This is a genomic window from Nocardioides deserti (genome assembly GCF_014266025.1).
In the GTDB taxonomy this organism is placed as follows: Bacteria; Actinomycetota; Actinomycetes; order Propionibacteriales; family Nocardioidaceae; genus Nocardioides; species Nocardioides deserti.
Genome location: NZ_JACMYC010000001.1, coordinates 385,128 through 408,910, shown reverse-complemented (window position 1 = coordinate 408,910; position 23,783 = coordinate 385,128). Strand labels below are relative to the sequence as shown.

At 72.1% G+C, this 23,783-nt stretch carries 26 protein-coding genes; 14 read left to right on the top strand and 12 right to left on the bottom strand.

Annotated elements, in window-relative coordinates:
- Positions 1-9 precede the first annotated feature (9 nt).
- Positions 10-891, bottom strand: a complete 882-nt coding sequence (locus tag H7344_RS01995; protein WP_186344323.1) for an SDR family oxidoreductase — start codon at positions 889-891, stop codon at positions 10-12.
- A complete protein-coding gene (locus tag H7344_RS01990; RefSeq protein WP_186344322.1) occupies positions 891-1,667 on the bottom strand; it encodes an SDR family oxidoreductase in 777 nt (258 codons plus the stop codon). The genes H7344_RS01995 and H7344_RS01990 overlap by 1 nt, the downstream gene beginning before the upstream one ends.
- A 37-nt stretch (positions 1,668-1,704) precedes the next feature.
- Here H7344_RS01990 and H7344_RS01985 point away from each other — a divergent pair, with 37 nt between their 5' ends.
- From H7344_RS01985 to H7344_RS01955, 7 genes are all read left to right on the top strand, one after another.
- Positions 1,705-2,463 (top strand): enoyl-CoA hydratase family protein, encoded by a 759-nt coding sequence (locus H7344_RS01985; protein WP_186344321.1) that lies wholly within the window; start codon positions 1,705-1,707, stop codon positions 2,461-2,463.
- Entirely contained in the window at positions 2,460-3,350 is an 891-nt protein-coding gene (locus H7344_RS01980) for a CoA transferase subunit A (protein ID WP_229706792.1), read from the top strand. The genes H7344_RS01985 and H7344_RS01980 overlap by 4 nt, the downstream gene beginning before the upstream one ends.
- Positions 3,347-4,129 carry a CoA-transferase subunit beta gene (locus H7344_RS01975; RefSeq protein ID WP_186344320.1) on the top strand — a complete coding sequence of 261 codons (783 nt, stop codon included), beginning with the start codon at positions 3,347-3,349 and terminating at the stop codon, positions 4,127-4,129. The genes H7344_RS01980 and H7344_RS01975 overlap by 4 nt, the downstream gene beginning before the upstream one ends.
- Positions 4,126-5,208: an NAD(P)H-dependent flavin oxidoreductase gene (locus H7344_RS01970; RefSeq protein ID WP_186344319.1), complete on the top strand. Its 1,083-nt coding sequence runs from the start codon at positions 4,126-4,128 to the stop codon at positions 5,206-5,208. Before H7344_RS01975 ends, H7344_RS01970 begins: the two co-directional genes overlap by 4 nt.
- An 81-nt stretch (positions 5,209-5,289) precedes the next feature.
- Complete coding sequence (locus H7344_RS01965) at positions 5,290-6,624, top strand: CehA/McbA family metallohydrolase (protein ID WP_186344318.1); 1,335 nt, start codon at positions 5,290-5,292, stop codon at positions 6,622-6,624.
- A gap of 9 nt (positions 6,625-6,633) precedes the next feature.
- A complete protein-coding gene (locus H7344_RS01960) occupies positions 6,634-7,098 on the top strand; it encodes a hypothetical protein (RefSeq protein ID WP_186344317.1) in 465 nt (154 codons plus the stop codon).
- Positions 7,095-7,469, top strand: a complete 375-nt coding sequence (locus H7344_RS01955) for a hypothetical protein (protein WP_186344316.1) — start codon at positions 7,095-7,097, stop codon at positions 7,467-7,469. Before H7344_RS01960 ends, H7344_RS01955 begins: the two co-directional genes overlap by 4 nt.
- 132 nt (positions 7,470-7,601) lie before the next feature.
- Here the strand turns inward: H7344_RS01955 and H7344_RS01950 are convergent, their stop codons facing one another.
- The 4 genes from H7344_RS01950 to H7344_RS01935 are packed head-to-tail and all read right to left on the bottom strand — an operon-like array spanning position 7,602 to position 11,391.
- The gene (locus H7344_RS01950; RefSeq protein ID WP_186344315.1) at positions 7,602-8,765 is read right to left on the bottom strand and encodes an acetyl-CoA C-acetyltransferase; all 1,164 of its coding nucleotides are present in this window, start codon (positions 8,763-8,765) and stop codon (positions 7,602-7,604) included.
- Positions 8,758-9,366, bottom strand: a complete 609-nt coding sequence (locus H7344_RS01945) for a TetR/AcrR family transcriptional regulator (RefSeq protein WP_186344314.1) — start codon at positions 9,364-9,366, stop codon at positions 8,758-8,760. The genes H7344_RS01950 and H7344_RS01945 overlap by 8 nt, the downstream gene beginning before the upstream one ends.
- Positions 9,367-9,378: 12 nt before the next feature.
- Positions 9,379-10,182 (bottom strand): SDR family oxidoreductase, encoded by an 804-nt coding sequence (locus tag H7344_RS01940; protein ID WP_186344313.1) that lies wholly within the window; start codon positions 10,180-10,182, stop codon positions 9,379-9,381.
- Entirely contained in the window at positions 10,183-11,391 is a 1,209-nt protein-coding gene (locus H7344_RS01935; RefSeq protein ID WP_186344312.1) for an acyl-CoA dehydrogenase family protein, read from the bottom strand.
- Between the two features lie 78 nt (positions 11,392-11,469).
- On the opposite strand from H7344_RS01935, the gene H7344_RS01930 reads away from it, so the two are divergent.
- The 6 genes from H7344_RS01930 to H7344_RS01910 all read left to right on the top strand — a co-directional run bounded on the left by H7344_RS01930 (position 11,470) and on the right by H7344_RS01910 (position 17,389).
- Positions 11,470-13,005 (top strand): FadD3 family acyl-CoA ligase, encoded by a 1,536-nt coding sequence (locus H7344_RS01930; RefSeq protein ID WP_186344311.1) that lies wholly within the window; start codon positions 11,470-11,472, stop codon positions 13,003-13,005.
- Complete coding sequence (locus tag H7344_RS01925) at positions 13,006-14,151, top strand: acyl-CoA dehydrogenase family protein (RefSeq protein ID WP_186344310.1); 1,146 nt, start codon at positions 13,006-13,008, stop codon at positions 14,149-14,151.
- Positions 14,148-15,044 carry an acyl-CoA dehydrogenase family protein gene (locus tag H7344_RS01920; protein ID WP_186344309.1) on the top strand — a complete coding sequence of 299 codons (897 nt, stop codon included), beginning with the start codon at positions 14,148-14,150 and terminating at the stop codon, positions 15,042-15,044. Before H7344_RS01925 ends, H7344_RS01920 begins: the two co-directional genes overlap by 4 nt.
- Complete coding sequence (locus tag H7344_RS01915) at positions 15,044-16,036, top strand: acyl-CoA dehydrogenase family protein (protein ID WP_186344308.1); 993 nt, start codon at positions 15,044-15,046, stop codon at positions 16,034-16,036. The genes H7344_RS01920 and H7344_RS01915 overlap by 1 nt, the downstream gene beginning before the upstream one ends.
- Before the next feature lie 98 nt (positions 16,037-16,134).
- Positions 16,135-16,266 carry a hypothetical protein gene (locus H7344_RS20380; RefSeq protein ID WP_260989135.1) on the top strand — a complete coding sequence of 44 codons (132 nt, stop codon included), beginning with the start codon at positions 16,135-16,137 and terminating at the stop codon, positions 16,264-16,266.
- 46 nt (positions 16,267-16,312) lie between these two features.
- A complete protein-coding gene (locus H7344_RS01910) occupies positions 16,313-17,389 on the top strand; it encodes a spore photoproduct lyase family protein (RefSeq protein ID WP_222130085.1) in 1,077 nt (358 codons plus the stop codon).
- A 69-nt stretch (positions 17,390-17,458) separates the two neighbouring features.
- On the opposite strand, the gene H7344_RS01905 is transcribed toward H7344_RS01910, so the two are convergent.
- Entirely contained in the window at positions 17,459-17,875 is a 417-nt protein-coding gene (locus tag H7344_RS01905) for a MerR family transcriptional regulator (protein ID WP_222130084.1), read from the bottom strand.
- A 149-nt stretch (positions 17,876-18,024) separates the two neighbouring features.
- Between H7344_RS01905 and H7344_RS01900 the strand changes: the two genes are divergently transcribed.
- Positions 18,025-19,464: a SulP family inorganic anion transporter gene (locus tag H7344_RS01900; protein WP_186344306.1), complete on the top strand. Its 1,440-nt coding sequence runs from the start codon at positions 18,025-18,027 to the stop codon at positions 19,462-19,464.
- Between the two features lie 12 nt (positions 19,465-19,476).
- Here H7344_RS01900 and H7344_RS01895 read toward each other — a convergent pair whose 3' ends face one another.
- From H7344_RS01895 to H7344_RS01875, 5 genes are all read right to left on the bottom strand, one after another.
- Positions 19,477-20,133 carry a flavin reductase family protein gene (locus tag H7344_RS01895; RefSeq protein ID WP_229706793.1) on the bottom strand — a complete coding sequence of 219 codons (657 nt, stop codon included), beginning with the start codon at positions 20,131-20,133 and terminating at the stop codon, positions 19,477-19,479.
- 14 nt (positions 20,134-20,147) lie between these two features.
- Positions 20,148-21,050, bottom strand: a complete 903-nt coding sequence (gene hsaC / locus H7344_RS01890; RefSeq protein WP_229706794.1) for an iron-dependent extradiol dioxygenase HsaC — start codon at positions 21,048-21,050, stop codon at positions 20,148-20,150.
- Complete coding sequence (gene hsaD, locus H7344_RS01885; protein ID WP_229706795.1) at positions 21,047-21,964, bottom strand: 4,5:9,10-diseco-3-hydroxy-5,9,17-trioxoandrosta-1(10),2-diene-4-oate hydrolase; 918 nt, start codon at positions 21,962-21,964, stop codon at positions 21,047-21,049. The genes hsaC and hsaD overlap by 4 nt, the downstream gene beginning before the upstream one ends.
- A 1-nt stretch (position 21,965) precedes the next feature.
- Positions 21,966-23,132, bottom strand: coding sequence for a 3-hydroxy-9,10-secoandrosta-1,3,5(10)-triene-9,17-dione monooxygenase oxygenase subunit (hsaA, locus tag H7344_RS01880; RefSeq protein WP_186344305.1), 1,167 nt, complete (start codon positions 23,130-23,132; stop codon positions 21,966-21,968).
- Positions 23,133-23,248: 116 nt separating this feature from the next.
- Positions 23,249-23,644, bottom strand: coding sequence for a VOC family protein (locus tag H7344_RS01875; protein ID WP_186344304.1), 396 nt, complete (start codon positions 23,642-23,644; stop codon positions 23,249-23,251).
- Between the last annotated feature and the right edge of the window lie 139 nt (positions 23,645-23,783).

Below are 23,783 nucleotides of genomic sequence, written 5' to 3'. Positions count from 1 at the left end.
CGCAGCCCATCACGTCCCGTACACGGGCTCCGGGGCGGGCGCGGAGGCGATGAGGTCGCGGAGGACGGGGCCGAGCCGGGCGGCGTCCCAGCGGGAGCCGTTGTCGCGGGAGGGGCCGTGGGCCCAGGCGTTCTCGAGGGTGACCTTGCCACCCTCGATCTCGATGACGCGGCCGGTGACGTCGCCGGCCTCCTCGGAGGCGAGCCAGGCGACGACGGGCGAGTTGTCCTCGGGCTCGGGCATGGCGGAGGTATCGAAGGCGCCCTCGGTCATCCGGGTCCGGGCGACGGGGGCGATGGCGTTGACGGTGACGCCGTACCGGCCGAGCTCGGCGGCGGCGACGAGGGTGAGCCCGGCGATGCCGGCCTTGGCGGCGGAGTACGTCGCCTGGCCGATCGACCCCTGCAGGCCGGCGCCCGAGGAGGTGTTGACGACCCGCGCGGCGCGGGTGCGGCCGGCCTTCGCCTCGTTGCGCCAGTAGGCACCGGCGTGCCGCAGCGGCGCGAAGTGGCCCTTGAGGTGGACGCGGATGACGGCGTCCCACTCCTCCTCGGAGGTGTTGACGAACATCCGGTCCCGGACGAAGCCGGCGTTGTTGACGAGGATGTCCAGCCCGCCGAAGGTGTCGATGGCCTGCTGCACCATCGCCTCGGCCGCGGCGAAGTCGGCCACGTCGGCGCCGTTGACGACCGCCTGGCCGCCCAGCGCCTCGATCTCGGCGACGACCGACTCGGCGGGGGTCTCCCCGGTGCCCTCGCCGGAGAGCGAGACGCCGTAGTCGTTGACGACGACCCGGGCGCCGTGCCGGGCCAGCTCGAGCGCGTGGGCGCGGCCGATACCGCGGCCGGCGCCGGTGACGATCGCGACGCGGCCGTCGAGGAGGTTGCTCATCAGTTCTGCTCCTGGGTCGAGGGGGAGGTCAGGGCGGACAGGAAGACCGGCGGCTCGCCGCCGCCGTGGCACTCGATCCGAGCGCCGGAGACGTACGACGCGAGGTCGCTGGCGAGGAACGCCGCCACGTGGCCGACCTCCTCGGGCCGCGCCATCCGTCCGAGCGGGATGGTCCGCTCGATCGCGGCGACCCCGTCGTCACCGCCGTAGTGGTCGTCGGTGTTCTCGGTCCGGCACAGCCCCACGTCGATGGCGTTCATCCGCACGCGGGGCGCCCACTCGACCGCCAGCGAGCGGGTCAGCGAGTCGAGGCCGGCCTTGGCGGCGCCGTACGCCGCGGTGCCCGGCGAGGGCCGGGTGGCCGAGACCGACGAGACGTTGACGATCGACCCGCCGGTCTCCTGCGTCTGCATCACCCGGTTGGCAGCCTGCGCGGCGACGAGGGGCGCCATCAGGTTGAGCCCCACGACCTTGTCGTGGAAGCGCGGCGACGCCTCCGCCGCCAGTGCGTACGGCGCGCCGCCGGCGTTGTTGACCAGCACGTCGAGTCGCCGGTGGGCCGCGACCACCTCGGCCACGAGCCGGTCCACGGCGTCGGCGTCCCGCACGTCGCAGGCCAGGTGGGTGGTCCCGGGGACGGGGTCGGCGTCAGAGCGCGAGCAGGTGACGACGGTGGCGCCGGCGGCGAGGAAGGCCTGGGTGATGCCCAGGCCGATGCCCTTCGTGCCGCCGGTGACGAGGGCGACGCGGCCGCCGAGGTCGAGTGGGATCGCCATGCTGCGACCATACCAAGCAAATGCTAGGTTGGCGCACATGCCGACCACCTCGGAGCTCCGCGCGGACGGGATCCGCGTCATCACGATGGACCACCCACCGGTCAACGCGCTGACGGTGCAGGGCTGGTTCGACGTCGCCGCCGCGCTCGACGAGGCGAGCGCCGACATGGACACCCACGTGGTCGTGCTGCGCGCCGAGGGCCGCGGCTTCAACGCGGGCGTCGACATCAAGGAGATGCAGCACACCACGGGCTTCGACGCGCTCATCGGCGCCAACAAGGGCTGCTACGCGGCGTTCAAGGCCGTCTACGAGTGCTCGGTCCCGGTCATCGCGGCCGTCAACGGGTTCTGCCTCGGCGGCGGCGTCGGCCTGGTGGGCAACGCCGACTGCGTCGTGGCCAGCGACGACGCCTACTTCGGCGTCCCCGAGGTCAACCAGGGCGCGCTCGGCGCCGCGACGCACATGGCCCGGCTCGTGCCGCAGCACATGATGCGCACCCTCTATTTCACCGCCCGCACCATCCCGGCGAAGGACCTCGTCCAGTTCGGCAGCGTCCTGCAGACGGTCCCCCGCGACCGGCTGGACGACGCCGCGATGACGGTCGCCGGCGAGATCGCCGCCAAGGACACGCGCGTCGTGCGCGCGGCCAAGGAGGCGCTGAACGGGATCGACCCGACCGACGTGAACAAGAGCTACCGGTTCGAGCAGGGCTTCACCTTCGAGCTCAACCTCGCCGGGGTCAGCGACGAGCTCCGAGATGGGTTCGCAGGGACAGAGAAGGCAGCCAAGAAGTGAGCAAGGGACCCCGCGACAAGCGGATGAGCATCGACGAGGTCGTCGGCGAGCTGCGCGACGGCATGACCATCGGCATCGGCGGCTGGGGCCCGCGGCGCAAGCCGATGGCCCTGGTCCGCGCGATCCTCCGCAGCGACCTGACGGACCTGACGATCGTCAGCTGGGGCGGCGCCGACGTCGGCCTGCTGGCGCGCGCCGGCAGGATCCGCAAGCTCGTCTTCGCGTTCGTCTCCCTCGACTCGGTCCCCCTGGAGCCGAGCTTCCAGAAGGCACGTCAGGAGGGCACGATCCCCGAGCTCGTCGAGCTCGACGAGGGGATGTTCCAGACCGGCCTGCGCGCGGCGGCCGAGCGGCTGCCGTTCCTGCCGATGCGGGCGGGCTTGGGCTCCGACGTGCTGGTCAACCAGCCGTGGATCAGGACGGTCACCAGCCCGTACGACGAGGGCCACGGCCACGAGGAGCTGGTCGCCGTGCCGGCGCTCCGCCTCGACGTGGCGCTCGTCCACATGAACCGCGCCGACAAGCACGGCAACGCGACGTACCTCGGGCCCGACCCGTACTTCGACGACCTCTTCTGCATGGCCGCCGACCGCGCGTTCGTCTCCTGCGAGCAGGTCGTCGACACCGCCGGCCTGACGGTCGACACGCCCGTCCAGCGCCTGCTGCTGAGCCGGATGATGGTCAGCGGCGTGGTCGAGACGCTGAACGGCGCGCACTTCACCACCTGCACGCCCGACTACGAGCGCGACGAGAGGTTCCAGAAGGCGTACGCCGCCGCGGCCGGCGGGTCGGACGAGGACTGGGCGGCCTTCGAGCAGCGGTTCCTGTCCGGTGACGAGGACGCCTACCAGGCGGCCGTCGCCGCGTTCGCCGAGGAGGGCAAGTGAGCACCGACGCCGGCACCGACGCCAGCACCGTGACCCGCGCCGACGTCTGCGCGGCGGCGATCGCCGACGCGTTCCGCGACGACGGCGAGATCTTCGCCAGCCCGATGGGCATGCTGCCGATGCTCGGCGTGCGCCTGGCCAAGCTGACGTCCAACCCGGACCTGGTGATCAGCGACGGCGAGTCGCTGTTCCTCGCCGGGGTGCCGCCGCTGTTCGCGAAGGCCGACGTGGTCGAGGGCTGGATCCCGTTCCGCCGGGTCTTCGACGTCGTGGCGTACGGCAAGCGGCACGTGATGATGGGCGCCACCCAGGTCGACCGGCACGGCAACCAGAACATCTCGGCCATCGGCGACTGGGCCCGCCCCCAGCGCCAGCTGCTCGGCTCGCGCGGCGCGCCGGGCAACACGGTCAACAACCGCACGTCGTACTGGGTGCCCAAGCACTCCCCCCGCGTCTTCGTCGAGGCCGTCGACATCGTCTCCGGCGTCGGCCCGAGGCGGGCGAAGGAGGCCGGCCCGGGCGCGGCGCGGTTCAACGACATCCACCGCATCGTCACCAACCTCGCCGTCCTCGACGTCAAGGGCGCCGACGACACGGTGCGGCTGCTGAGCGTGCACCCCGGGGTGCGCGTCGAGGAGGTGCGCGAGGCGACCGGGTTCGAGCTCGACGTGCCCGCCGACGTGCCGACCACCCGCGAGCCCACGATGGAGGAGCAGGTCGTCATCCGCGAGGTGCTCGACCCCAAGGGCCTGCGCTTCCGCGAGGTGCCCCGAGCATGATCGAGCAGCTGATCCGCACCCCGTTCACCGACCTCACCGGCGTCCGCCACCCGGTCGTGCAGACCGGCATGGGCTGGGTCTCCGGGCCGCGCCTGGTCAGCGGCACCGCGAACGCCGGCGGGCTGGGGATCCTCGCCAGCGCGACGATGACCTTCGCCGAGCTCGAGCAGGCGATCGTCGAGGTCAAGGGCCGCACCGACCAGCCCTTCGGCGTCAACCTGCGCGCCGACGCGGGCGACGCGAAGGACCGCTGCCGGCTGCTCATCGACCACGGCGTCAAGGTCGCGTCGTTCGCGCTCGCGCCGAAGCCGGACCTGATCGCCCTGCTCAAGGAGCACGGCATCGTGGTGATGCCGTCGATCGGCGCCGCCAAGCACGCGGTCAAGGTCGCCTCGTGGGGTGCCGACGCGGTGATGGTCCAGGGCGGCGAGGGCGGCGGCCACACCGGCCCGGTCCCGACCACGCTGCTGCTGCCGACCGTGCTGGACGCCCTGCACGGCGCGGGGAGCGACATCCCCGTGATCGCGGCCGGTGGGTTCTTCGACGGCCGCGGCCTCGCCGCCGCGCTGTCGTACGGCGCCGCCGGGGTCGGCATGGGCACCCGGTTCCTCCTCACCCGCGACAGCGCGGTGCCGGACGCCGTCAAGCAGCTCTACCTCGAGCGCGGCCTCACCGACACCGTCGTGACCGCGAAGGTCGACGGCATGCCGCACCGGATGCTGCGCACCGACCTCGTCGCCGAGCTCGAAGAGACCGGCACGCTCAAGCGGCTCGGCCCGACCGTGCGCCGGACCCTGGAGCTCAAGCGCGACACCGGCATGAGCTGGCTGGCGCTGGCCAGGGACGGCCGCGAGATGCGCAAGGCGCAGGGCCGCACGCTCGGCCAGATGGCCCTGGCCGCCAACACGCCGATGATGCTCAAGGCCGGCCTGGTCGACGGCGACACCACGGCCGGCGTGCTGGCCAGCGGCCAGGTCGTCGGCGTGATCGACGACCTGCCGACCTGCGAGGAGCTCGTCGACCGGGTGGTCACCCGCGCCGCCGACGAGCTGCGCCGCGCCGCGTCGTACGCCGTCTGAGCGACCGGCCGGGGGCGGTTGTTCACCCGCTGTCCATCGCCCGGCCCGTCACCCTCGCCCGCAGGCGCGCGTTGGTCGGTCATGTGCGACGACCACTCCGCCGGCCACGCCCTGCCCCAACACCTACCCACCCGCCCGTTCACCCGGCGTACCGCCCTCGCCTCGGCCGGCGCCGGCCTGCTCATGGCCCAGGCGCTCAGCCCGGAGACGCCGGCGATCGCCGCCAGCGGCACGCGGGCGGTCCGCGGCGCCTCGCGCACCTCGCGGATCACCCGCGGCACGCGCCTGGTCCACGCCGACCTGCACAACCACACGTTGCTCTCGGACGGTGACGGCGACCCGGCCCTCGCGTTCGACTCGATGCGCAGCGCCGGGCTGGACGTCGCCGCGCTGACCGACCACGCGACGATCTCCGACAACCTGCTGGGCGACCTGCTCGCCGGGATCCTGCCCGAGGAGTACCGGCAGCTCGGCGGCCTCACCCGCAGCGGCTGGGCGCGCACGGCGGCGTACGCCGACGCCGCGAACCAGGACGGCGCCTTCACCGCGATCCGCGGCTTCGAGTGGTCGGAGCCGCTCCTCGGCCACATGAACGTGTGGTTCACCGAGCACTACGTCGACGTGCTGCAGGCGGGTCTGATGCAGCCGTTCCTCGACTGGCTGCGGCGCAAGCCGGGGCTGGTGCTCGACGGCGGCGCGGACGGGCTCGCGGGCTTCAACCACCCCGGGCGGGAGCCGTTGCGCTTCCAGGAGTTCCACTACGACCCTCGCGTGCGCGACCGCGTGGTGTCGCTGGAGATGTTCAACCGGGGTGACGACTACCTCTTCGAGGGGTACGCCGACGGCCGCTCGTCGCCGCTGGTCGCCTGCCTGGGCGCGGGGTGGCGCACCGGCATCACCGGCGTGACCGACGAGCACGGCACCGACTGGGGCCACCCGGAGGGCAAGGGCCGCACGGGGCTGTGGGTCGACGACCACTCGCGGGCCGGCGTGAAGCGGGCCATGCGCGCGCGGCGGTTCTTCGCGACCCGGACCTCGGGGCTGCGGGTGGACGCCACGGCGACCCCGCGCGGAGGCCGACGCTCCCGGATGGGCTCGGTGCTGCGGCTCCCCCGCGGTCGCGGCGTGGTCACGTTCGAGCTCGACCTCGCCCGGGACCGCGAGTGGCGCGGCCGGCCGCTGACCGTCCAGGTGCTGCGGCCGGGCACCGAGGTGCCGGAGGTCGTGCGGGTCGTCGACTTCGAGGTGGGCCCGGTCGTCCGCTTCCGGCTGCCGCTCGACCTCGCCGACGGCAACTGGGTGCTGCTCCGGGTCGCCGACCCGGCCGAGCGCAACGCGACGCCGGGTCCCGACGGCCACCCCGGCAACGACCTCGGCATCGCGTACACCAGCCCCTGGTGGATCGAGGCCGCCTAGGGTGGCGCCGTGACCCGCTCGGTGCTGCTGTGGATGATCCCGGCGAACCTGGCGCTCGTCGCGTGGGTGTGGGGCGGCCGGATGCTTTTCGGGGTCGGCGGCTGGATGCTGCTGGTCTACCTGTTCAGCGTCGTCCCGGTGCTGCTGGTCGGGCTGGTCGTGACGAGCGCGCTGGCGCTGACCCAGCAGCCGGGGCCGGCCGGGCGGCGCGAGCTCACGCGGTCCCAGGCGCGGGCGCAGCTGGTGATGTGGGTGGCGATGCTCGTCTTCGGAGCGTTCTCTTTCGACTTCGGCGACACCGAGGACAGCGACACCGCCCTGCTGGTGAAGGTGCTCGGCGACCACGAGTGGGTGTGGGCGGCGACCACGACGATCATGGCGGTCTCGGCGCTGGTCACGGTCGTCGCGTGGGTCGCGCTGGTGGTGACCCTCACGGCCGCACGCCGGCCCGCCGCCGTACCCTCGGGACCATGAGCGCGCCCACGCCGCCGCCCCGCCGGGCCCGTCACCTGCTGGATCCCGACAACCCGCGACCCTCGCAGCCGACGCGTCGCCGCAAGGGCGGGAAGCGGGACGGGATGCCGATCGAGATCGTCCAGCGCTACGTGCTCTCGGTCCTCGCCGCCACGACGATCCTGCACCTCTCCATCGGCCTGGTCTTCGCCGGCCTGGTCATCGACGACGAGCACCGCGTCTCCCAGATCGGGCTGTGCGTGCTGGGCGGCGCGTTCGGCGTGATGGCCGTGGCCGCCGCGCTCGCCATCCACCGGAAGAACCCGCTCTCCCCGTGGCTGCTCCTCGGCACCCTCCCCGGCATCGTCGGGGTCTGGATGGTGCTGGCCTAGCTCGGGGCGGCTGTCAGGTTCATCGGGGCCCCGACGAAGTTGACGGTCCCCCGATGGAATTTCATCGGGTAGCCGTGAGGTTCATCGGCGCCCCGATGAACCTCACGACCCGGCCGGCCCCCAAAGCCGCCTTCAGAGCCGCTCGAGGATGGTGACGTTGGCCTGGCCGCCGCCCTCGCACATGGTCTGCAGGCCGTAGCGGCCGCCGGTGCGCTCGAGCTCGTTGAGCAGGGTGGTCATCAGGCGGGTGCCGGTGGCGCCGATGGGGTGGCCGAGCGCGATGCCGCCGCCGTTGACGTTGACCTTCTCGTGCGGGACGCCGATCTCCTCCATCCAGGCGAGCACGACGGGGGCGAAGGCCTCGTTGCACTCGAAGAGGTCGATGTCGTCGACCGAGAGGCCCGTCTTCTCCAGCGCGTGGCGGGTGGCGCGGATCGGGCCGGTGAGCATCCAGACCGGGTCGTCGCCGCGGACGGAGAGGTGGTGGATGCGGGCGCGCGGGGTGAGCCCGTGGTCGGCGACGGCCTGCTCGGAGGCGATGAGCATCGCCGAGGAGGCGTCGCAGATCTGCGAGGCGACCGCGGCGGTGATCCGGCCGCCGGGGGCGAGCGGCTCGAGGGAGGCCATCTTCTCCAGCGAGGTCTGCCGGGGGCACTGGTCGACCGAGAACGTCGAGCCGTCGGGCAGCGTCACCGGGACGACCTCGCGGTCGAAGCGCCCCTCGGCGATCGCGGCCAGCGCCCGCTCGTGGGAGGCCAGGGCGTAGGCCTCGAGCTGCTCGCGGGACAGGTCCCACTTCTCCGCGATCATCTCGGCGGAGCGGAACTGGCTGACCTCCTGGTCGCCGAAGCGCTTCTGCCAGCCCGGCGACTCCGCGAACGGCGTGGTGAAGCCGTACTGCTGGCCGACGATCATCGCCGCGGAGATCGGGATGGCAGACATGTTCTGCACCCCACCGGCGACCACGAGGTCCTGGGTGCCGGACATGACCGCCTGCGCGGCGAAGTGGACCGCCTGCTGGGAGGAGCCGCACTGCCGGTCGATGGTCACGCCTGGCACGTGGTCGGGCAGGCCCGCGACGAGCCACGCCGTGCGTGCGACGTCCCCGGCCTGCGAGCCGATCGTGTCGCAGCAGCCGAGGATGACGTCGTCGACGGCGCCCGGGTCGACGCCGGTGCGGTCGACCAGCGCGGAGATCGAGTGCGCCGCGAGGTCGGCGGAGTGGACGCCGGCGAGCGCGCCGCCGCGCTTGCCGGTCGGCGTGCGGACAGCGTCGACGATGAATGCTTCAGGCATGGGCGATCCCGTCTAGGAGGATGGTGAGGTACTGGTCGGCGACGTCGGTGTGGGTGAGCTTGCCGCCGGGGCGGTACCAGCGCACGGCCACCCAGACGGTGTCGCGGATGAAGCGGTAGGTCAGCTCGACGTCGAGGTCGGCGCGCAGCGCACCGGACCGCAGCCCGTCCTCGAGAAGCGTGATCCACACGTCCCGGGACTGCGCGTTGCGCTCGGCGAGGTAGGCGAAGCGCTCCTGCTGGCCGAGGAAGTCGGCCTCGTTCTGGAAGATCGCCACCTCGTGCCGGTGCCGGTCGATGGCCTCGAACGACAGCCGCACCGCCCGCTCGATCTTGGTCCGCGCGTCGTCGTCGCTGCGCAGGACCTCGTCGTACGCCGCGAACAGCTCGGCCTGGAACGACGACAGGATCTCGTCGACCATCGACTCCTTGGAGTCGAAGTGGTGGTAGAGGCTGCCCGAGAGGATCCCGGCGGCGTCGGCGATGTCGCGGACGGTGGTGTTCTTGAAGCCCTTGTCGGCGAAGAGCTCGGCCGCGATCGCGAGCAGCTCGCGGCGGCGTCCGGTCGCGCCGTTGGCCTGGCTCGGGCTCTCGGTGGTCATGGGGAGATCGTCCTACGCCTGCTGGCTGGAGACGGCGACGACCTCGCCGGTCATGTACGACGCGTAGTCGCTGGCCAGGAAGACCATCACGTTCGCGACCTCCCACGGCTCGGCGGCCCGCCCGAACGCCTCCTTCGACTTGAGCTCGGCGAGCAGCTCGTCGGAGGTCACCTTCGCGAGGAACGGGTGCATCGCGAGGCTCGGGCTGACCGCGTTGACGCGGATGCCGTGCGGGGCCAGGTCGATCGCCGAGCAGCGGGTCAGCGCCATGACGCCGGCCTTCGCGGCGGCGTAGTGGGCCTGTCCCTCCTGGGCGCGCCAGCCGATGACGGAGGCGTTGTTGACGATGACGCCTCTCTTCCCCGCGGCGACCATCCGCTGGCCGGCGGCGCGGACGCACCGGAAGGTGCCGGTCAACGTGATGTCGAGGACCCGGAGCCACTGCTCGTCGGTCATCTCCAGCACGCTGGCGGTGCCGCCGAGGCCGGCGTTGTTGACCATGACGTCCACGCCCCCGAGCTCGTCGGCGACGTCGAGCAGCGCGGCGACCTGCGCCTCGTCGGTGACGTCGCAGACCCGCTGGCGCACGCGGTCGGCGCCGAACTCGGCGGCCAGCGCCTCCTCGGCCTCGGCCAGCCGCCGCTCGTGGGTGTCGCTGAAGACGACCGCCTTCGCGCCCTCCTCCAGCACGCGGCGCACCACGGACGCGCCGATGCCGGCGCCGGCGGCGGCGGTCACGACGACCACCTTGCCGGCCAGCAGGTCGTGGCCGGGGACGTAGGCGGGAGCGGGCTGCTCGGGACGGGTGGTGGTCATTCAGACGCCTTTCGGTTCACGCGGGAGCCCGAGCACGCGCTCGGCCAGGATGTTGCGCTGGACCTCGTCGCTGCCGCCGTAGATGGAGTCGGCGCGCGCGAAGAGGAAGAGTCGTTGCCACTCGTCGAGGTCGTACGGCGCGGCGCGGGCCGTCAGCCCGTCGGCGCCGAGGACGTCCATCGCCACCTCGCCGAGCCGCTTGTGCCACGCCGCCCACACGAGCTTGAAGATCGATGCGGCTCCCCCTCCGGCCGCGGAGTCGTCGCCGCCGGTCACGGCCGAGAGCCCGCGCATCGCGTTGAAGCGCATCACCTCGAGCTCGACGGCGAGGTCGGCGAGCCGGTCGCGCAGCAGCGGGTCGTCGATCGCGCCGTTGACCTTGGCCAGCTCGACGACGCCCTGGAGCTCGCGGGCGAAGCCGACGACCTGGCCGAGCACGGACACGCCGCGCTCGAAGCCGAGCAGGCCCATCGCGACCCGCCAGCCCTGCCCGGGCTCGCCGACGACGAGGTCCGCATCCGTGCGGGCGCCGGCGAGGAAGACCTCGTTGAACTCTGAGCCGCCGGTCAGCTGCTCGATCGGCCGCACCTCGACGCCCTCCTGGTCCAGCGGGACGAGGAGGAAGGAGAGGCCGGCGTGGCGCTGCGAGCCCGGCTCGGTCCGGGCGATCACGAAGACCCACTGGGAGAAGTGGGCGTTCGACGTCCACACCTTCTGCCCGTCGACGACCCACTCCCGCCCAGTGGGACCGTCCTCGAGCCGGGCCCGGGTCTGGACGTTGGCGAGGTCGGAGCCGGCGCCGGGCTCGGAGTAGCCCTGCGCCCACAGCTCCTCCACCGCGCGGATCGGCGGGAGGAAGCGGGCCTGCTGCTCGGGCGTGCCGAAGGCGATCAGCGTCGGGCCGAGCAGCTCCTCGCCGAGGTGGTTGAGCCGCGCGGGCGCGTCGGACCGGGCGTACTCCTCGTGGAAGATCACCTGCTGCGAGAGCGACAGGCCGCGGCCGCCGTGCTCGGTCGGCCAGCCGACGCAGGTCCAGCCGTGCTGGGCGAGGTGCCGGTTCCAGGCGAGCCGCTCCTCGATCGCCTCGTGGTCGCGACCGGGACCGCCGAGGCCCTTGAGCGCGGCGAAGTCGCCGCGCAGGTGCTCCTCGAGGAAGTCCCGCACCTCGGCACGGAAGGCCTCGTCCTCGGCCGAGTAGGTCAGGTCCACGAGTGCTACAGTACCAAGCAATTGCTTGGTTGGGCAGATCGGTCCCTTCCGGGGGCCCGGAGAGGCAGGAGGTGAACGGTGGAGCAGACGATCCCGGCCGCGCTCGGCGCGGCGGCGGACCGCTTCGGCGACCACCCGGCGTACGTCCAGGACGGCGAGGTCGTCACGTTCCTCGAGCTGCTGGGCCGGGTCCGGCGCGCGGCCCGGGCGTACGTCGCCCGCGGCCTCCGCCCCGGCGACCGGGTCTGCCTGTGGGCGCCGAACAGCATCGACTGGGTCGTGGCGGGCCTGGCGGTGTCGTACGCCGGCGGCGTGCTCGTGCCGCTCAACTCCCGGTACACCGCCCACGAGGTCGCCGACGTCGTCGAGCGGACCGCCGCGCGGCTGGTGGTCGTCGCCGACGGCTTCCTGGGGCGCACCCAGCTGGCCGACCTGCGGGTGACCGGCGAGCACCCCTCGGTGCTCGCGACGATCGACCTGGCCGACCTGGCCGACCTCGACCCGGGCGACGTCACCACCGCCGACGTCGACGCGATCGCCGGGTCGGTCTCCCCCGACGACGTCGCCGACGTCCTCTTCACCTCCGGCACGACCGGCCGCAGCAAGGGCGCGATGTCCGCGCACCGCCAGACCGTCGGGGTCGCCCGCGCGTGGGGCGAGCTCGGCGGCGTGACCGGCGAGGACCGCTACCTGGCGGTCAACCCGTTCTTCCACTCCTTCGGCTACAAGGTCGGCATCGTCACCGGCCTGGTGACCGGCGCGACGCTCTACCCCCTCGCCACCTTCGACCTCGACACGACCATGCGGCTCGTCGAGGAGGAGCGGATCACCGTCCTGCCCGGCGCGCCGACGATCTACCAGTCGTTGCTCACCGCGCCCGGCCGCGAGCAGCGCGACCTGTCCTCGCTGCGGCTCGCCGTCACCGGCGCGGCCGTCGTCCCGGTCGTGCTCATCGAGCGGATGCGGCAGCCGGCGCCGGACGGCCTCGGCATCGACCAGGTCGTCACCGCGTTCGGCATGACCGAGGCCGTCGTCGCGACGATGGCGCGCGCCGGCGACCCGGCGGAGCTCGTCGCGACCACCTGCGGCCGAGCGATCCCCGGCATGGAGACCCGCATCGACGCCCCACCCGGCGAGGCCGGCGAGCTGCTGCTGCGCGGCGACTACGTGATGCTCGGCTACCTCGACGACGAGGAGGCCACGGCCGCCGCCATCGACGCCGACGGGTGGCTGCACACCGGCGACGTCGGCACGCTCGACGAGGCCGGCAACCTGCGGATCACCGACCGGCTCAAGGACATGTACATCTCCGGCGGCTTCAACGTCTACCCCGCCGAGGTCGAGCAGGTGCTCGCCCGGCTCGAGGGCGTGGCGGACGTGGCGGTCGTCGGGGTGCCGGACGAGCGGATGGGCGAGGTCGGCGCGGCGTACGTCGTCCGCGCGGCCGGCCCGGCGGGCGAGGCCCTCACCGCCGACGACGTCACGGCGTACTGCAAGGAGCGGCTGGCCAACTTCAAGGTCCCGCGGCGCGTGGCGTTCCTCGACGCGCTGCCTCGGAACCTGTCCGGCAAGGTGCTCAAGACCGACCTCCGCGACCAGCCCAGGAGCGAGTGAATGGACCTGTCCCTGTCCGAGTCCGAGCTGGCCTTCCAGGCCGAGGCGCGGGAGTGGCTGGCCGCCAACGTGCCGGCCGAGCCGCTGCCGTCGATGGACACCGAGGCCGGCTGGAAGGCCCACCAGGAGTGGGAGGCGCGGCTGGCCGAGGAGCGCTGGTCGGTGGTGTCGTGGCCGCGGGAGTACTCCGGCCGCGAGGCGTCGCTGGTCGAGTGGGTGGTCTTCGAGGAGGAGTACTACCGCGCTGGTGCGCCCGGCCGGGTCTCGCAGAACGGCATCTTCCTGCTCGCGCCGATCATCTTCGACCACGGCACGAAGGAGCAGCAGGACCGGTTCCTGCCGACGATGGCGACCGGCGAGAAGATCTGGGCGCAGTGCTGGTCCGAGCCCGAGGCGGGCTCCGACATGGCCTCGCTGCGCTCGACCGCGCGGCGCGACGACGAGCGCGGCGGATGGGTGCTCAACGGGCAGAAGACCTGGTCCTCGCGGGCGGCGTTCGCACACTGGGGCTTCGGCCTCTTCCGCTCCGACCCCGAGGCGCAGCGGCACGCGGGGCTGACCTACTTCCTCTTCCCGCTCGACGCGGACGGCATCACGGTCCGGCCGATCGCGCAGCTCGACGGGGAGGCCGGCTTCGCCGAGGTGTTCTTCGAGGACGTCTTCGTCCCCGACTCCGACGTCCTCGGCGCCCCGGGCGACGGCTGGCGGGTGGCGATGTCGACCGCGGGCAACGAGCGCGGGCTCTCGCTGCGCTCCCCCGGCCGGTTCTGCGCCGCCGCCGACCGGCTCGTCGACCTCCACCGCTCGACCCAGCGGCCGCCGGCCGCCGCGGCGGACCGCGTGGTCGACGCCTGGGTCAAGGCGCAGGCCTACCGGCTCTACACGTGGGGCACGGTCACCCGGCTCGCTGCGGGCGGTGAGATGGGCGCCGCGGGATCGGTGAACAAGGTCTTCTGGTCCGAGCTCGACATCGCGCTGCACGAGACCGCGCTCGACCTGCTCGGCCCGGAGGCCGAGGTCGCCTCGCCGTGGCTGGACGGCTACACCTTCTCGCTCTCCGGCCCGATCTACGCCGGCACCAACGAGATCCAGCGCAACATCGTCGCCGAGCGGATCCTCGGCCTGCCGCGGGAGGTCCGCAAGTGAGGTTCGTGCTCGACGAGGACCAGCGCGACTTCGCCGCCGCGCTCGAGTCGCTGCTCGCGGGTGCCGACACCGTCGGCGCGGCCCGGGCCTGGGCGGACGGCGACGCCGGCCCCGGGCTGGCGTTGTGGAAGCGGCTCGCCGACCTCGGGGTGCTCTCGCTGGCCACCGATGCGACCCCGGTCGAGGTCGCGATCGCCTTCGAGGCGCTGGGGCGACACGTGGTGCCCGGGCCGTGGATCGAGTCCGCGGCGTACCTCCCGGTCGCCCTGGGCCGCGAGGTCGAGGGCGTCGCCACGGTCGCGCTGCTGCCGCACGTGCCGCACGCGCTCGACGCCGACGTCGCCGACGAGGTGTACGTCGGCAGCACGCCCGTCACCGGGGTCCGCGAGCGGTTGACCTCGGTCGACCGCACCCGGCGGCTCTTCCGCGTCGACGGTGTCGACGATGCGGGCGCCGTCCGCGGCGCCGAGCCGTCCCGCGAGGCGTTCGACCTCGCCGTGCTCGCGTGCGCCGCGGAGCTGATCGGTGCGGGCGAGCGGGTGCTCGCGGACTCGGTCACCTACGTCAAGCAGCGCAAGCAGTTCGGTCGCGAGATCGGCTCCTACCAAGCGATCAAGCACGCGCTCGCCGACGTCCGGATCGCCCTCGACTTCGCCCGCCCGCTGGTCCACGGGGCCGCGCTCGGCGAGGTCGATGCCTCGGCGGCGAAGGTCGCGTGCGGCGACGCGGCGTACCTCGCAGCGCGCACCGGCCTCCAGGTCCACGGCGCGATCGGCTACACCCAGGAGTTCGACCTGAGCCTGTGGCTGGGACGGATCCGCGCGCTCGTGACCGCCTGGGGCACGCCCGACTTCCACCGCGGCCGGCTGCTCGAGCAGCTCGGGGCGCGCTGATGGACTTCGCGCTTTCCGAGGAGCAGCAGGAGCTCGCCTCGACCGTCCGCTCGCTGCTGGCCAAGCGGGCCGACCCGCGCGTCGAGACCTACGACGAGCAGCTGTGGGCGCTGCTGTGCGAGCAGATCGGCGTCGCCGCGCTCGGCATTCCCGAGGAGCACGGCGGCGCGGGGTTCACGCTCTTCGAGTCGCTCGTCGCGCTCGAGGAGATGGGCCGCTCGCTCGTGCCCTCGCCCCTGCTGTCGTCGCTGGTGACGTCCGAGGCGCTGCTGGCCGGCGCGAGCGACGAGGCGAAGGACGAACTGCTCCCCCGGCTCGCCGCCGGCGAGGTCGGCGCGTTCGTCGACGCGACCGGTGGCAGCCCCGGCGCCACGACCGTCGCGGACGTGCTCGACGGCGACCTGGCGACCGTGCTCGTCGCCGCGACCGACGACGGGCTGTGGCTCCTCGATGCCGAGGCGACCACGCGCGAGTGGACACCGTCGATGGACCAGACGATCCGGCTCGCCCGCGTCGCGGTCGACACCGCCGCCGCCACCCGCATCGGGGACGGCCCAGCCGCCGCTGCACGCGCGGCGCTGGTGGGCGCCGCGGGCGTCGCCGCGCTGCAGGTCGGCACGGCCGCCCGGGCGCTGGAGATGACGGTCGCCTACTCGAAGGAGCGGGTGCAGTTCGGCCGGCCGATCGGCTCCTTCCAGGCGCTCAAGCACCGGATGGCCGACATGCTGGTCCTGGTCGAGATGGCCCGCTCGGCGTCGTGGGCGGCGTCGTACGCCGTGTCCAGCGGCGGCGCGAACGGCGAGCGCCTCGCGCACGTCGCGGCGGCGTACTGCTCCGACGCCCTCACCGCGGTCGCCGCCGAGACGGTGCAGTTGCACGGCGGCATCGCGATCACCTGGGAGCACGACGCGCACCTGGTGCTGAAGCGGGCGCACTCCTTCGGCCAGCTCTTCGGCACGGCCCGCGCCCATCGTGCTGCGGTGCCCCTCTGACCTGGTCCACAGACGTGTGAGGAAGGCCACCGGACTGTTCTCCCGCCGTGGCCGTCCCACGCCCCTGACCTGCGACGACGCGCACTAAGTTGGGTTCCATGAGCGACACCGACGTCACCACGAGCCAGTCGACCGCGGTCGCCGAGGCGTCCGAGGCCTCCGAGGCCGCGCAGGCGCAGGACGACTTCCCGATCGGGATGGTCGCCAACCCGATCCGCACCCGGATCTGACGCCCGCCCCGGGACTGTCCGGGGCCGCCCGCGTGTTGTACCGGTGATGACGACACGCACCCATGCCGAGCGGATGCTCGACGTCAGAACGATCTTCCACGAGCCGGACATCGAGTCCTACCCCCGCGGCGCCGAGATCCTGGCCCGCTTCCCCGACGCCGAACGGGTGCCGGTGCTCTCGCACCAGGCGATCCCCGGGCTCTACGGCAACGAGGGCAACGTCGAGGACTGGGTCCGCAACAAGCGCGAGGTGCTCGTGCTCGGCGTCAAGAAGTCGTTGAGCGCCCGGCCGAACGGCCGCAGCTCCGACTTCATCGCGCCCTCGACGTCCAACGGCTGCGCGATGGCGTGTTCGTACTGCTACGTACCGCGCCGCAAGGGCTACGCCAACCCCATCACCGCGTTCGTCAACATCGAGAAGATCCTCGGTTACCTGGAGCGCCACGCCGGCCGCCAGGGCCCCAAGACCGTGCCGAACCAGTGCGACCCCGTCGACTGGGTCTACGACCTCGGCGAGAACGGTGACTGCTCGGTCGACGCGCTGTTCAGCGACAACGTCCGCGACCTGGTCGACCTCTACGCCCGGCTCGACGGCGCCAAGGCCAGCTTCGCCACGAAGTTCGTCAACCGCGACCTGCTGGACTGGGACCCCCGCGGCGGCACCCGCGTCCGGTTCTCGCTCATGCCCGAGGAGATGTCGAAGAAGCTCGACCTGCGGACCTCCCGGATCGCCGAGCGGATCGCCGCCATCGACGACTTCGTCGAGGCCGGCTACGAGGTGCACCTCAACTTCAGCCCGGTCGTCGTGCACGAGGGCTGGAAGGAGGAGTGGGCCGAGCTGCTGACGCAGGTCGCCGACGGGATCGGTGAGAAGGCCAAGGCCCAGCTGGCCTGCGAGGTCATCTTCCTCACCCACAACGAGCAGCTGCACGAGGTCAACCTCGGCTGGCACCCGAAGGGCGAGGAGCAGCTGTGGCGCCCCGACCTCCAGCAGCGCAAGCGCTCGGAGAGCGGCCAGGAGAACGTCCGCTACAAGGTCGCCTGGAAGCGCCGCTGGGTCGACGAGCTGGTCGACATGATCGGCGAGACGCTGCCGTCGTGCCGGGTGCGCTACGCGTTCTGACGCGTGTGCCTGGGGACGCGGTGAGCCGCGTGCTGGGGCACACGACCCGCGCCGAGGTCGGCGCCCGGCTCAGCGCTCGGCGGGCGGCGCGGACTCGGCCGTGAGCAGCTCGATGAACTCGTCGGCCATGGCCAGCTGGCGCGCGAGCCGTTCACGGCGTCCGGCGCCGTCCGCCCTGACCACCTCGAGCCGGCCGCGGGCCTGCTCGCGCTCGGCGGGTCCGGCGCCGGGGTCGCGAAGCACCTCGATGTCGGTCATCACCGACCTCATCTCCTCGAGGGTGAACCCGAGGGGCTTCATCCGGCGGATGACGAGGATCTTCTCGACGTCCTCCTCGGTGTAGAGGCGGAAGCCGCCGTCGGTGCGGCCGGAGGGGTGCAGCAAGCCGACCTCCTCCCAGTGGCGGAGGCTGCGCAGCGAGAGCTCGGTCCGGCTCGCGACCTCGCCGATGTGCAGGGCGGGCGCGCTGCGCGTGTCGCCGGCCACGTCACCCCTCCTCTGGGTCGTCTCGATGCAAACCCTTCCGTTGCGGAAGAGTAGGTTGTCGGTCCGTGTCCTCGCCATCCTCCACGTCCGTGCCCGCCTCCGCCGAACCGGCGGAGCCGAGCGTGCGCACCGCACTGCGATCCCCGCGCATGCTCCGCACCGAGGTCCTCGCGGGCCTCGTCGTCGCCCTCGCGCTGATTCCCGAGGCGATCTCGTTCTCGATCATCGCCGGTGTGGATCCGCGGGTGGGGCTGTTCGCGTCGTTCACGATGGCCGTCGCGATCTCGTTCCTCGGTGGCCGTCCCGCGATGATCTCCGCAGCGACCGGCGCGATCGCCCTGGTCATCGCGCCGGTCATGCGCGACCACGGGTACGACTACCTCATCGCCACCGTCCTGCTCGGCGGCGTGATCCAGGTCGTCCTGGCCCTCGCCGGCGTCGCGAAGCTGATGCGCTTCATCCCGCGCTCGGTGATGGTGGGCTTCGTCAACGCGCTGGCGATCCTGATCTTCGAGGCGCAGATCGACCACCTCATCGACGTGCCGTGGGCGGTCTACCCGATGATCGCCGTCGGCATCGCCGTCATCGTCGGCTTCCCGCGCATCAACAGCGTCATCCCCGCCCCGCTCGTCGCCATCGTCGCGCTGACCGCCTTCGTGCTCGTGGGGTCGGTCGGTGTCCCCGACGTCGGCGACGAGGGCGAGCTCCCCGACAGCCTGCCGAGCTGGTTCGTGCCCGACGTGCCGTTCAGCCTGGACACGCTCGAGATCATCGCGCCGTACGCCCTCGCGATGGCGCTCGTCGGTATCCTGGAGTCGCTGCTCACGGCGAAGCTGGTCGACGACATCACCGACACCCACTCCGACAAGACCCGTGAGACCTGGGGTCAGGGCACCGCGAACGTCATCACGGGGTTCTTCGGCGGCATGGGCGGGTGCGCGATGATCGGCCAGACGATGATCAACGTGAAGGTCTCGGGCGCTCGCACCCGGATCTCGACCTTCCTCGCGGGCGTCTTCCTGCTCGTCCTCGTCGTCGGCTTCGGCGACGTCGTCGCGCTGATCCCGATGGCCGCGCTCGTCGCGGTGATGATCATGGTCTCGGTCGGCACGTTCGACTGGCACTCGGTCCGCCCGAGCACGCTAAAGCGGATGCCGAAGTCCGAGACGACGGTGATGCTCGCGACCGTCGTGGTCACCGTGCTCACCCACAACCTGGCCATCGGCGTCGTCGTCGGCGTGCTCGTCGCGATGACGCTCTTCGCCCGACGCGTCGCACACCTCACCGTGACCGAGCGCGAGCTGGTCGAGGACGAGCACGGGGCCACGACCGCGGTCTACCGGGTCACCGGCGAGCTGTTCTTCGCCTCGAGCAACGACCTCTACACGCAGTTCGAGTACGCCCGCGACCCCGAGCGGGTCGTCATCGACCTCTCGGACTCGCACGTGTGGGACGCCTCGACGGTCGCCGCCCTCGACGCGATCACCACGAAGTACGCCCGGAAGGGCAAGACCGTCGAGATCGTCGGGCTGAACGACGCCAGCGCCGAGCGGCACGGCCGGCTCACCGGTCAGCTCGACACGCACTGATCCGAGGAGCGGTCAGCGCGTGGTGCCGTACTTGCCGCGGTAGAACAGCAGCGGGTCCTCGGCGGCACCCTCGGGCGCGGTGGCGAGCTGCAGCACCCGGCCGATGACCACCCAGTGGTCGCCGGCCTCGTGCACGGCGTGGACGCTGCAGTCGACGTGGGCCAGCGAGCCCTCGAGCACCGGCGAGCCGGTGGCGGCCGACGGGTGCCAGGCGACGCCGGCGAACTTGTCGCTGCCGCGGCTGGCCATCTGGTTGGACAGCTCGGCCTGGCCGTCGGCGAGGAAGTTGACGCAGAACCGCCCCGAGCGCTGGATCAGCGGCCACGCACGGGAGGTCTTCGCAGGGACGAACAGCACCAGCGGCGGGTCCAGCGAGACGCTGGAGAACGACTGGCAGGTCATGCCCACCGGCTCGCCGCCGCTCACCGCGGTCACGACGGTGACGCCGGAGGCGAAGCGGCCGAGCACGTCACGGAAGTGCCGCGCCTCGGCCTGCTTGGCCGGGTCGTCGGTCGGGACGGCAGCGCCCTCGCCGGGGCCGAGCGGCTCGACCTCGTAGGCCTCGCTGCCCAACCAGGACGCGATCAGCTCGGGGCTGGGCCAGGTCTCGGCGGCATTGGGGTTCATGCCCTCCGGGATGTCCGCGGAGGCCCCCGAGTGGGCTGACATGGTCCCCACGCTAGTCACTGACCTCCGCCGCCGAACTCGTGGCCCCAGTACGACACGGCGGTCGACTCGCGGGCCACCCACTTGCTGTCCTCGACCTGCAGGCCGTCGGTCCCGAACTCCACGTCGAAGCCGCCGGGCGACTTGACGTAGAACGACACCATCTCGTCGTTCATGTGCCGGCCCAGGGTGGCCGAGAGCGGCGCCTTGTGCTTGCGGACCCGCTCCAGCGCGCGGCCCACGTGGTCGAGCTCGTCGACCTCGAGCATGATGTGGACACACTTGGCCGGGTTCGGCATCGGCAGGAACGCCAGTGAGTGGTGGCGCGGGTTGACGCCGAGGAACCGCAGCCACACCTTCGAGCCCGGTTCCTTGCCGACGAACTCGCCGGGCATGCTCATCGAGTCGCGCAGGCGGAAGCCGAGGACATCGGTGTAAAAGCGCAGCGCCTCGACGTCGTCCAGCACCGGGATGACGATGTGGCCCATCCCCTGGTCGCCGGTGACGAACTTCGCGGCGTACGGCGTCACGATCGGCCGGGCCTCGTAGGTGATGCCGTGGAACAGCTCGAAGACGTTCTCCCACGGGTCGGAGAACCGGATCATCTCCTGCACGCGGCGCTCGTCGAGCTCCTCCTTGGTGGCCTCCTCGAAGACGACGCCGGCCTTCTGCAGGTGCTCGCGCGCCTCCTGGAGGGCCTGGTGGTCGGCGACCTCCCAGCCGGTCGCCTCGAGGAGGTCGCGGTCGGAGGGGACCACGACGAGCCGGGCGGAGACCTGGTCGATGCGCCAGTACTGGTGGTCCGGGTTGGGCCCGCGGCCCTCGGCGAGGCCGAGCACCTTGCCGGCGAAGACCTTCCACTGCTCGAGGTCGGTCGACGCCACGCGGACGTAACCCATGGACTTGATGTCGATCGTCACGGAGTGGCCTTTCGAGGTCGTTCGACGTGGCGGGCCAGGAAGGCGGTGGTGATCTCGGCGAACTCCTCGGCCGCCTCGATCTGCGCCCAGTGCCCGCAGTTGGGGAAGACGTGCAGCTGCGCCTTCGGGATGAGCTTGAGCGCGGCCATGGCGCCGTCGAGCGGGTTGACCCGGTCCTCGCGGCCCCACGTCAGCAGGGTGTGCTTGCGCAGGCGGTGCGCCTCGCGCCAGAGCATGCCGTCCTCGGCGGTCTCGGGGTTCCAGAACGACATGCCCATCGAGCGCATCGCCTCCTGCGCGCCCGGGGCGGTCGCGTCGGCGAACCGCTGCTCGACCAGCTCGTCGGTCACCAGGGACTGGTCGACGACCATGGTCGAGATGAACGCGCGGAGCTTCTCGCGGGTCGGGTCGGCGCCGAAGTCCATCAGCCGCTGGACGCCCTCGGTCGGGTCGGCGTGGAACAGGTTGAGCGAGAGCCCGCCCGGGCCCATCAGCACCAGCCGGCCGACGCGGTCGGGGTGGGTCAGCGCGATCCGCATCGCCGTACCGCCGCCGAGGCTGTTGCCGAGCAGGTGCACCCGCTCGATGCCGAGCTCGTCGAGAAGTCGCACGACGTGGTCGGCCGCGAACCGGTAGTAGTTGCCCGCCACCGGCGGCTTGTCGGACCCGCCGAAGCCGGGCTGGTCGACGAGCAGCGTGCGGAACGACTGCGCGAAGTGCGGCAGCGCCGGGCCGAAGTTCGACCACGCCGAGGCACCCGGGCCGCCGCCGTGCAGCATGACCAGCGGCAGCCCGCCGCCGACCTGCGCCGGCTGCGTGTCGGGCGCGGCCTCGTAGTAGTTGAGCGTCAGGTCGCCGGCCTTGGCCGAGCGACGGACGCTCTCCTGGCCGAATCTCGTGTCAGCTGCGTCCACGTCAGTACATCCCCGGGTCGACCTTGTGGCCGAACTCGTGGGCGCCGAACATCTGCAGCGCGCGCTCGGGGTCGTTGGCGGCGTGCACCCGGCCGGCGTGGGCGTCGCGCCAGGCACGCTGGAGGTAGGTGCCCTCGGCGAGCGCCCGGCCGCCCGAGGCCTCGAACAGCGCGTCGATCGCGTCGATCGCGCGCTGGCTGCCGAGGACCTGGTCGCGGCGGACCCGCAGGCGCAGACCGAGCGGGATCTTCTCCCCCTTGGCGACGTGGTCCATCTCCTCGCGGATGTTGTTGACCAGCAGCGCCCAGGCGGCGTCGATCTCGCTGCTCGCCTTGGCGATGCGGACGGCCGCGAACGGGTCGAGCGAGGCCTTCTCGCCGAGGTACGCCGCGCGCGTGCGCTTCTGCTGCATCTCGACGTGCTCGGCGTACGCCCCGCGCGCCATGCCGATGATCGGCGTGGTGATGGTGCCGGTGAAGATCGAGTGGAAGGGCAGCTTGTAGAGGTCGGAGGTGTTCTGCTCCTGGCCCGGGCCCTTGCACGCGCCGGTCTGGCTCATCGAGAGCGTGAACGCCTCGGGGATGAAGACATCCTCGACCACGATGTCGTTCGAGCCGGTGCCGCGCAGGCCGACCATGTGCCAGACGTCGACGATCTGGTACTTCTCGCGCGGGACCATGAACGTCTTGAAGTCCACGACCTGGCCCTCGGCGTTGAACACCAGGCCGCCGAGCAGGACCCAGCTGCAGTGGTCGCAGCCGGAGGAGAAGCTCCACTTGCCCGACAGGATGTAGCCGCCGTCGGTGACGGTCGCCTTGCCGGTCGGGGCGTACGACGAGCTGAGCCGGGTGTTGGTGTCCTCGCCCCAGACGGCCTGCTGCGCCTCGTCGGCGAAGAGCGCGACCTGCCAGGGGTGCACGCCGACGACGCTGGAGACCCAGCCGGTCGAGCCGCAGGCCGACGCGATGTCGCGCACCGCGGTGTAGAAGGTGACGGGGTCGGCCTCGAACCCGTCGAAGCGCTTCGGCTGGAGCAGCCGGAAGAACCCGACCTCCTCCAGCTCCTTGATGCTCGCCTCCGGCACGACTCGCAGACGCTCGGCCTCGTCGGCGCGCTCGCGGAACGTGGGCAGCAGGTCACGAACGCCGTCGAGAACAGCCTGGGTCATCGCCAACTCCTGTCGTGGTGGGACGTCGGCAATACTAGAACACGTTCTTGTTTTGGACCAGGCAGCGCTCCCGCTCAGCGGGGAGGGCGGTGCGTCAGGTGGTCGTCAGCAGGTCGTCAGGTGGTCGCGTCGCTCGGCTGGTAGCGCCGCAGCACGCAGAACTCGTTGCCCTCCGGGTCGGCGAGCACCGCCCACCCCGTGTCGCCCTCGCGCCGGTCGTCGACCATCGTCGCGCCCAGGCCGAGGATGCGGTCGACCTCCTCGTCGCGGGTCCGGTCGGTCGGCCGCAGGCACAGGTGCATGCGGTTCTTGACCGTCTTCGGCTCGGGCACCTTGAGGAACAGCAGGTACCGGTCGTCCGGCCCCACCAGCCCGCACTCCTCCTCCCCCGGCTCGTTCTCCCCCTCCTCCGCCGTCGGCAGCCGGTGGTCCTCGAGGACCTGCGCCCACCACATCGTCTGGGCGTACGGGTCGTGGGCGTCGATGCAGGAGTTGGATGCGCGGGATGCCATGGCCCGTCTGTACCCGTCCGGCCACCCCCGCGTCGACCGCTTTCTGCGATCGGCTGGTGCGCAGCGGGCGTTGGTTCATCGAGGTACGCAGACGAACCGCCACTCCCCTGGGCCAATTGACCGAGGGAAGTGGCGGTTC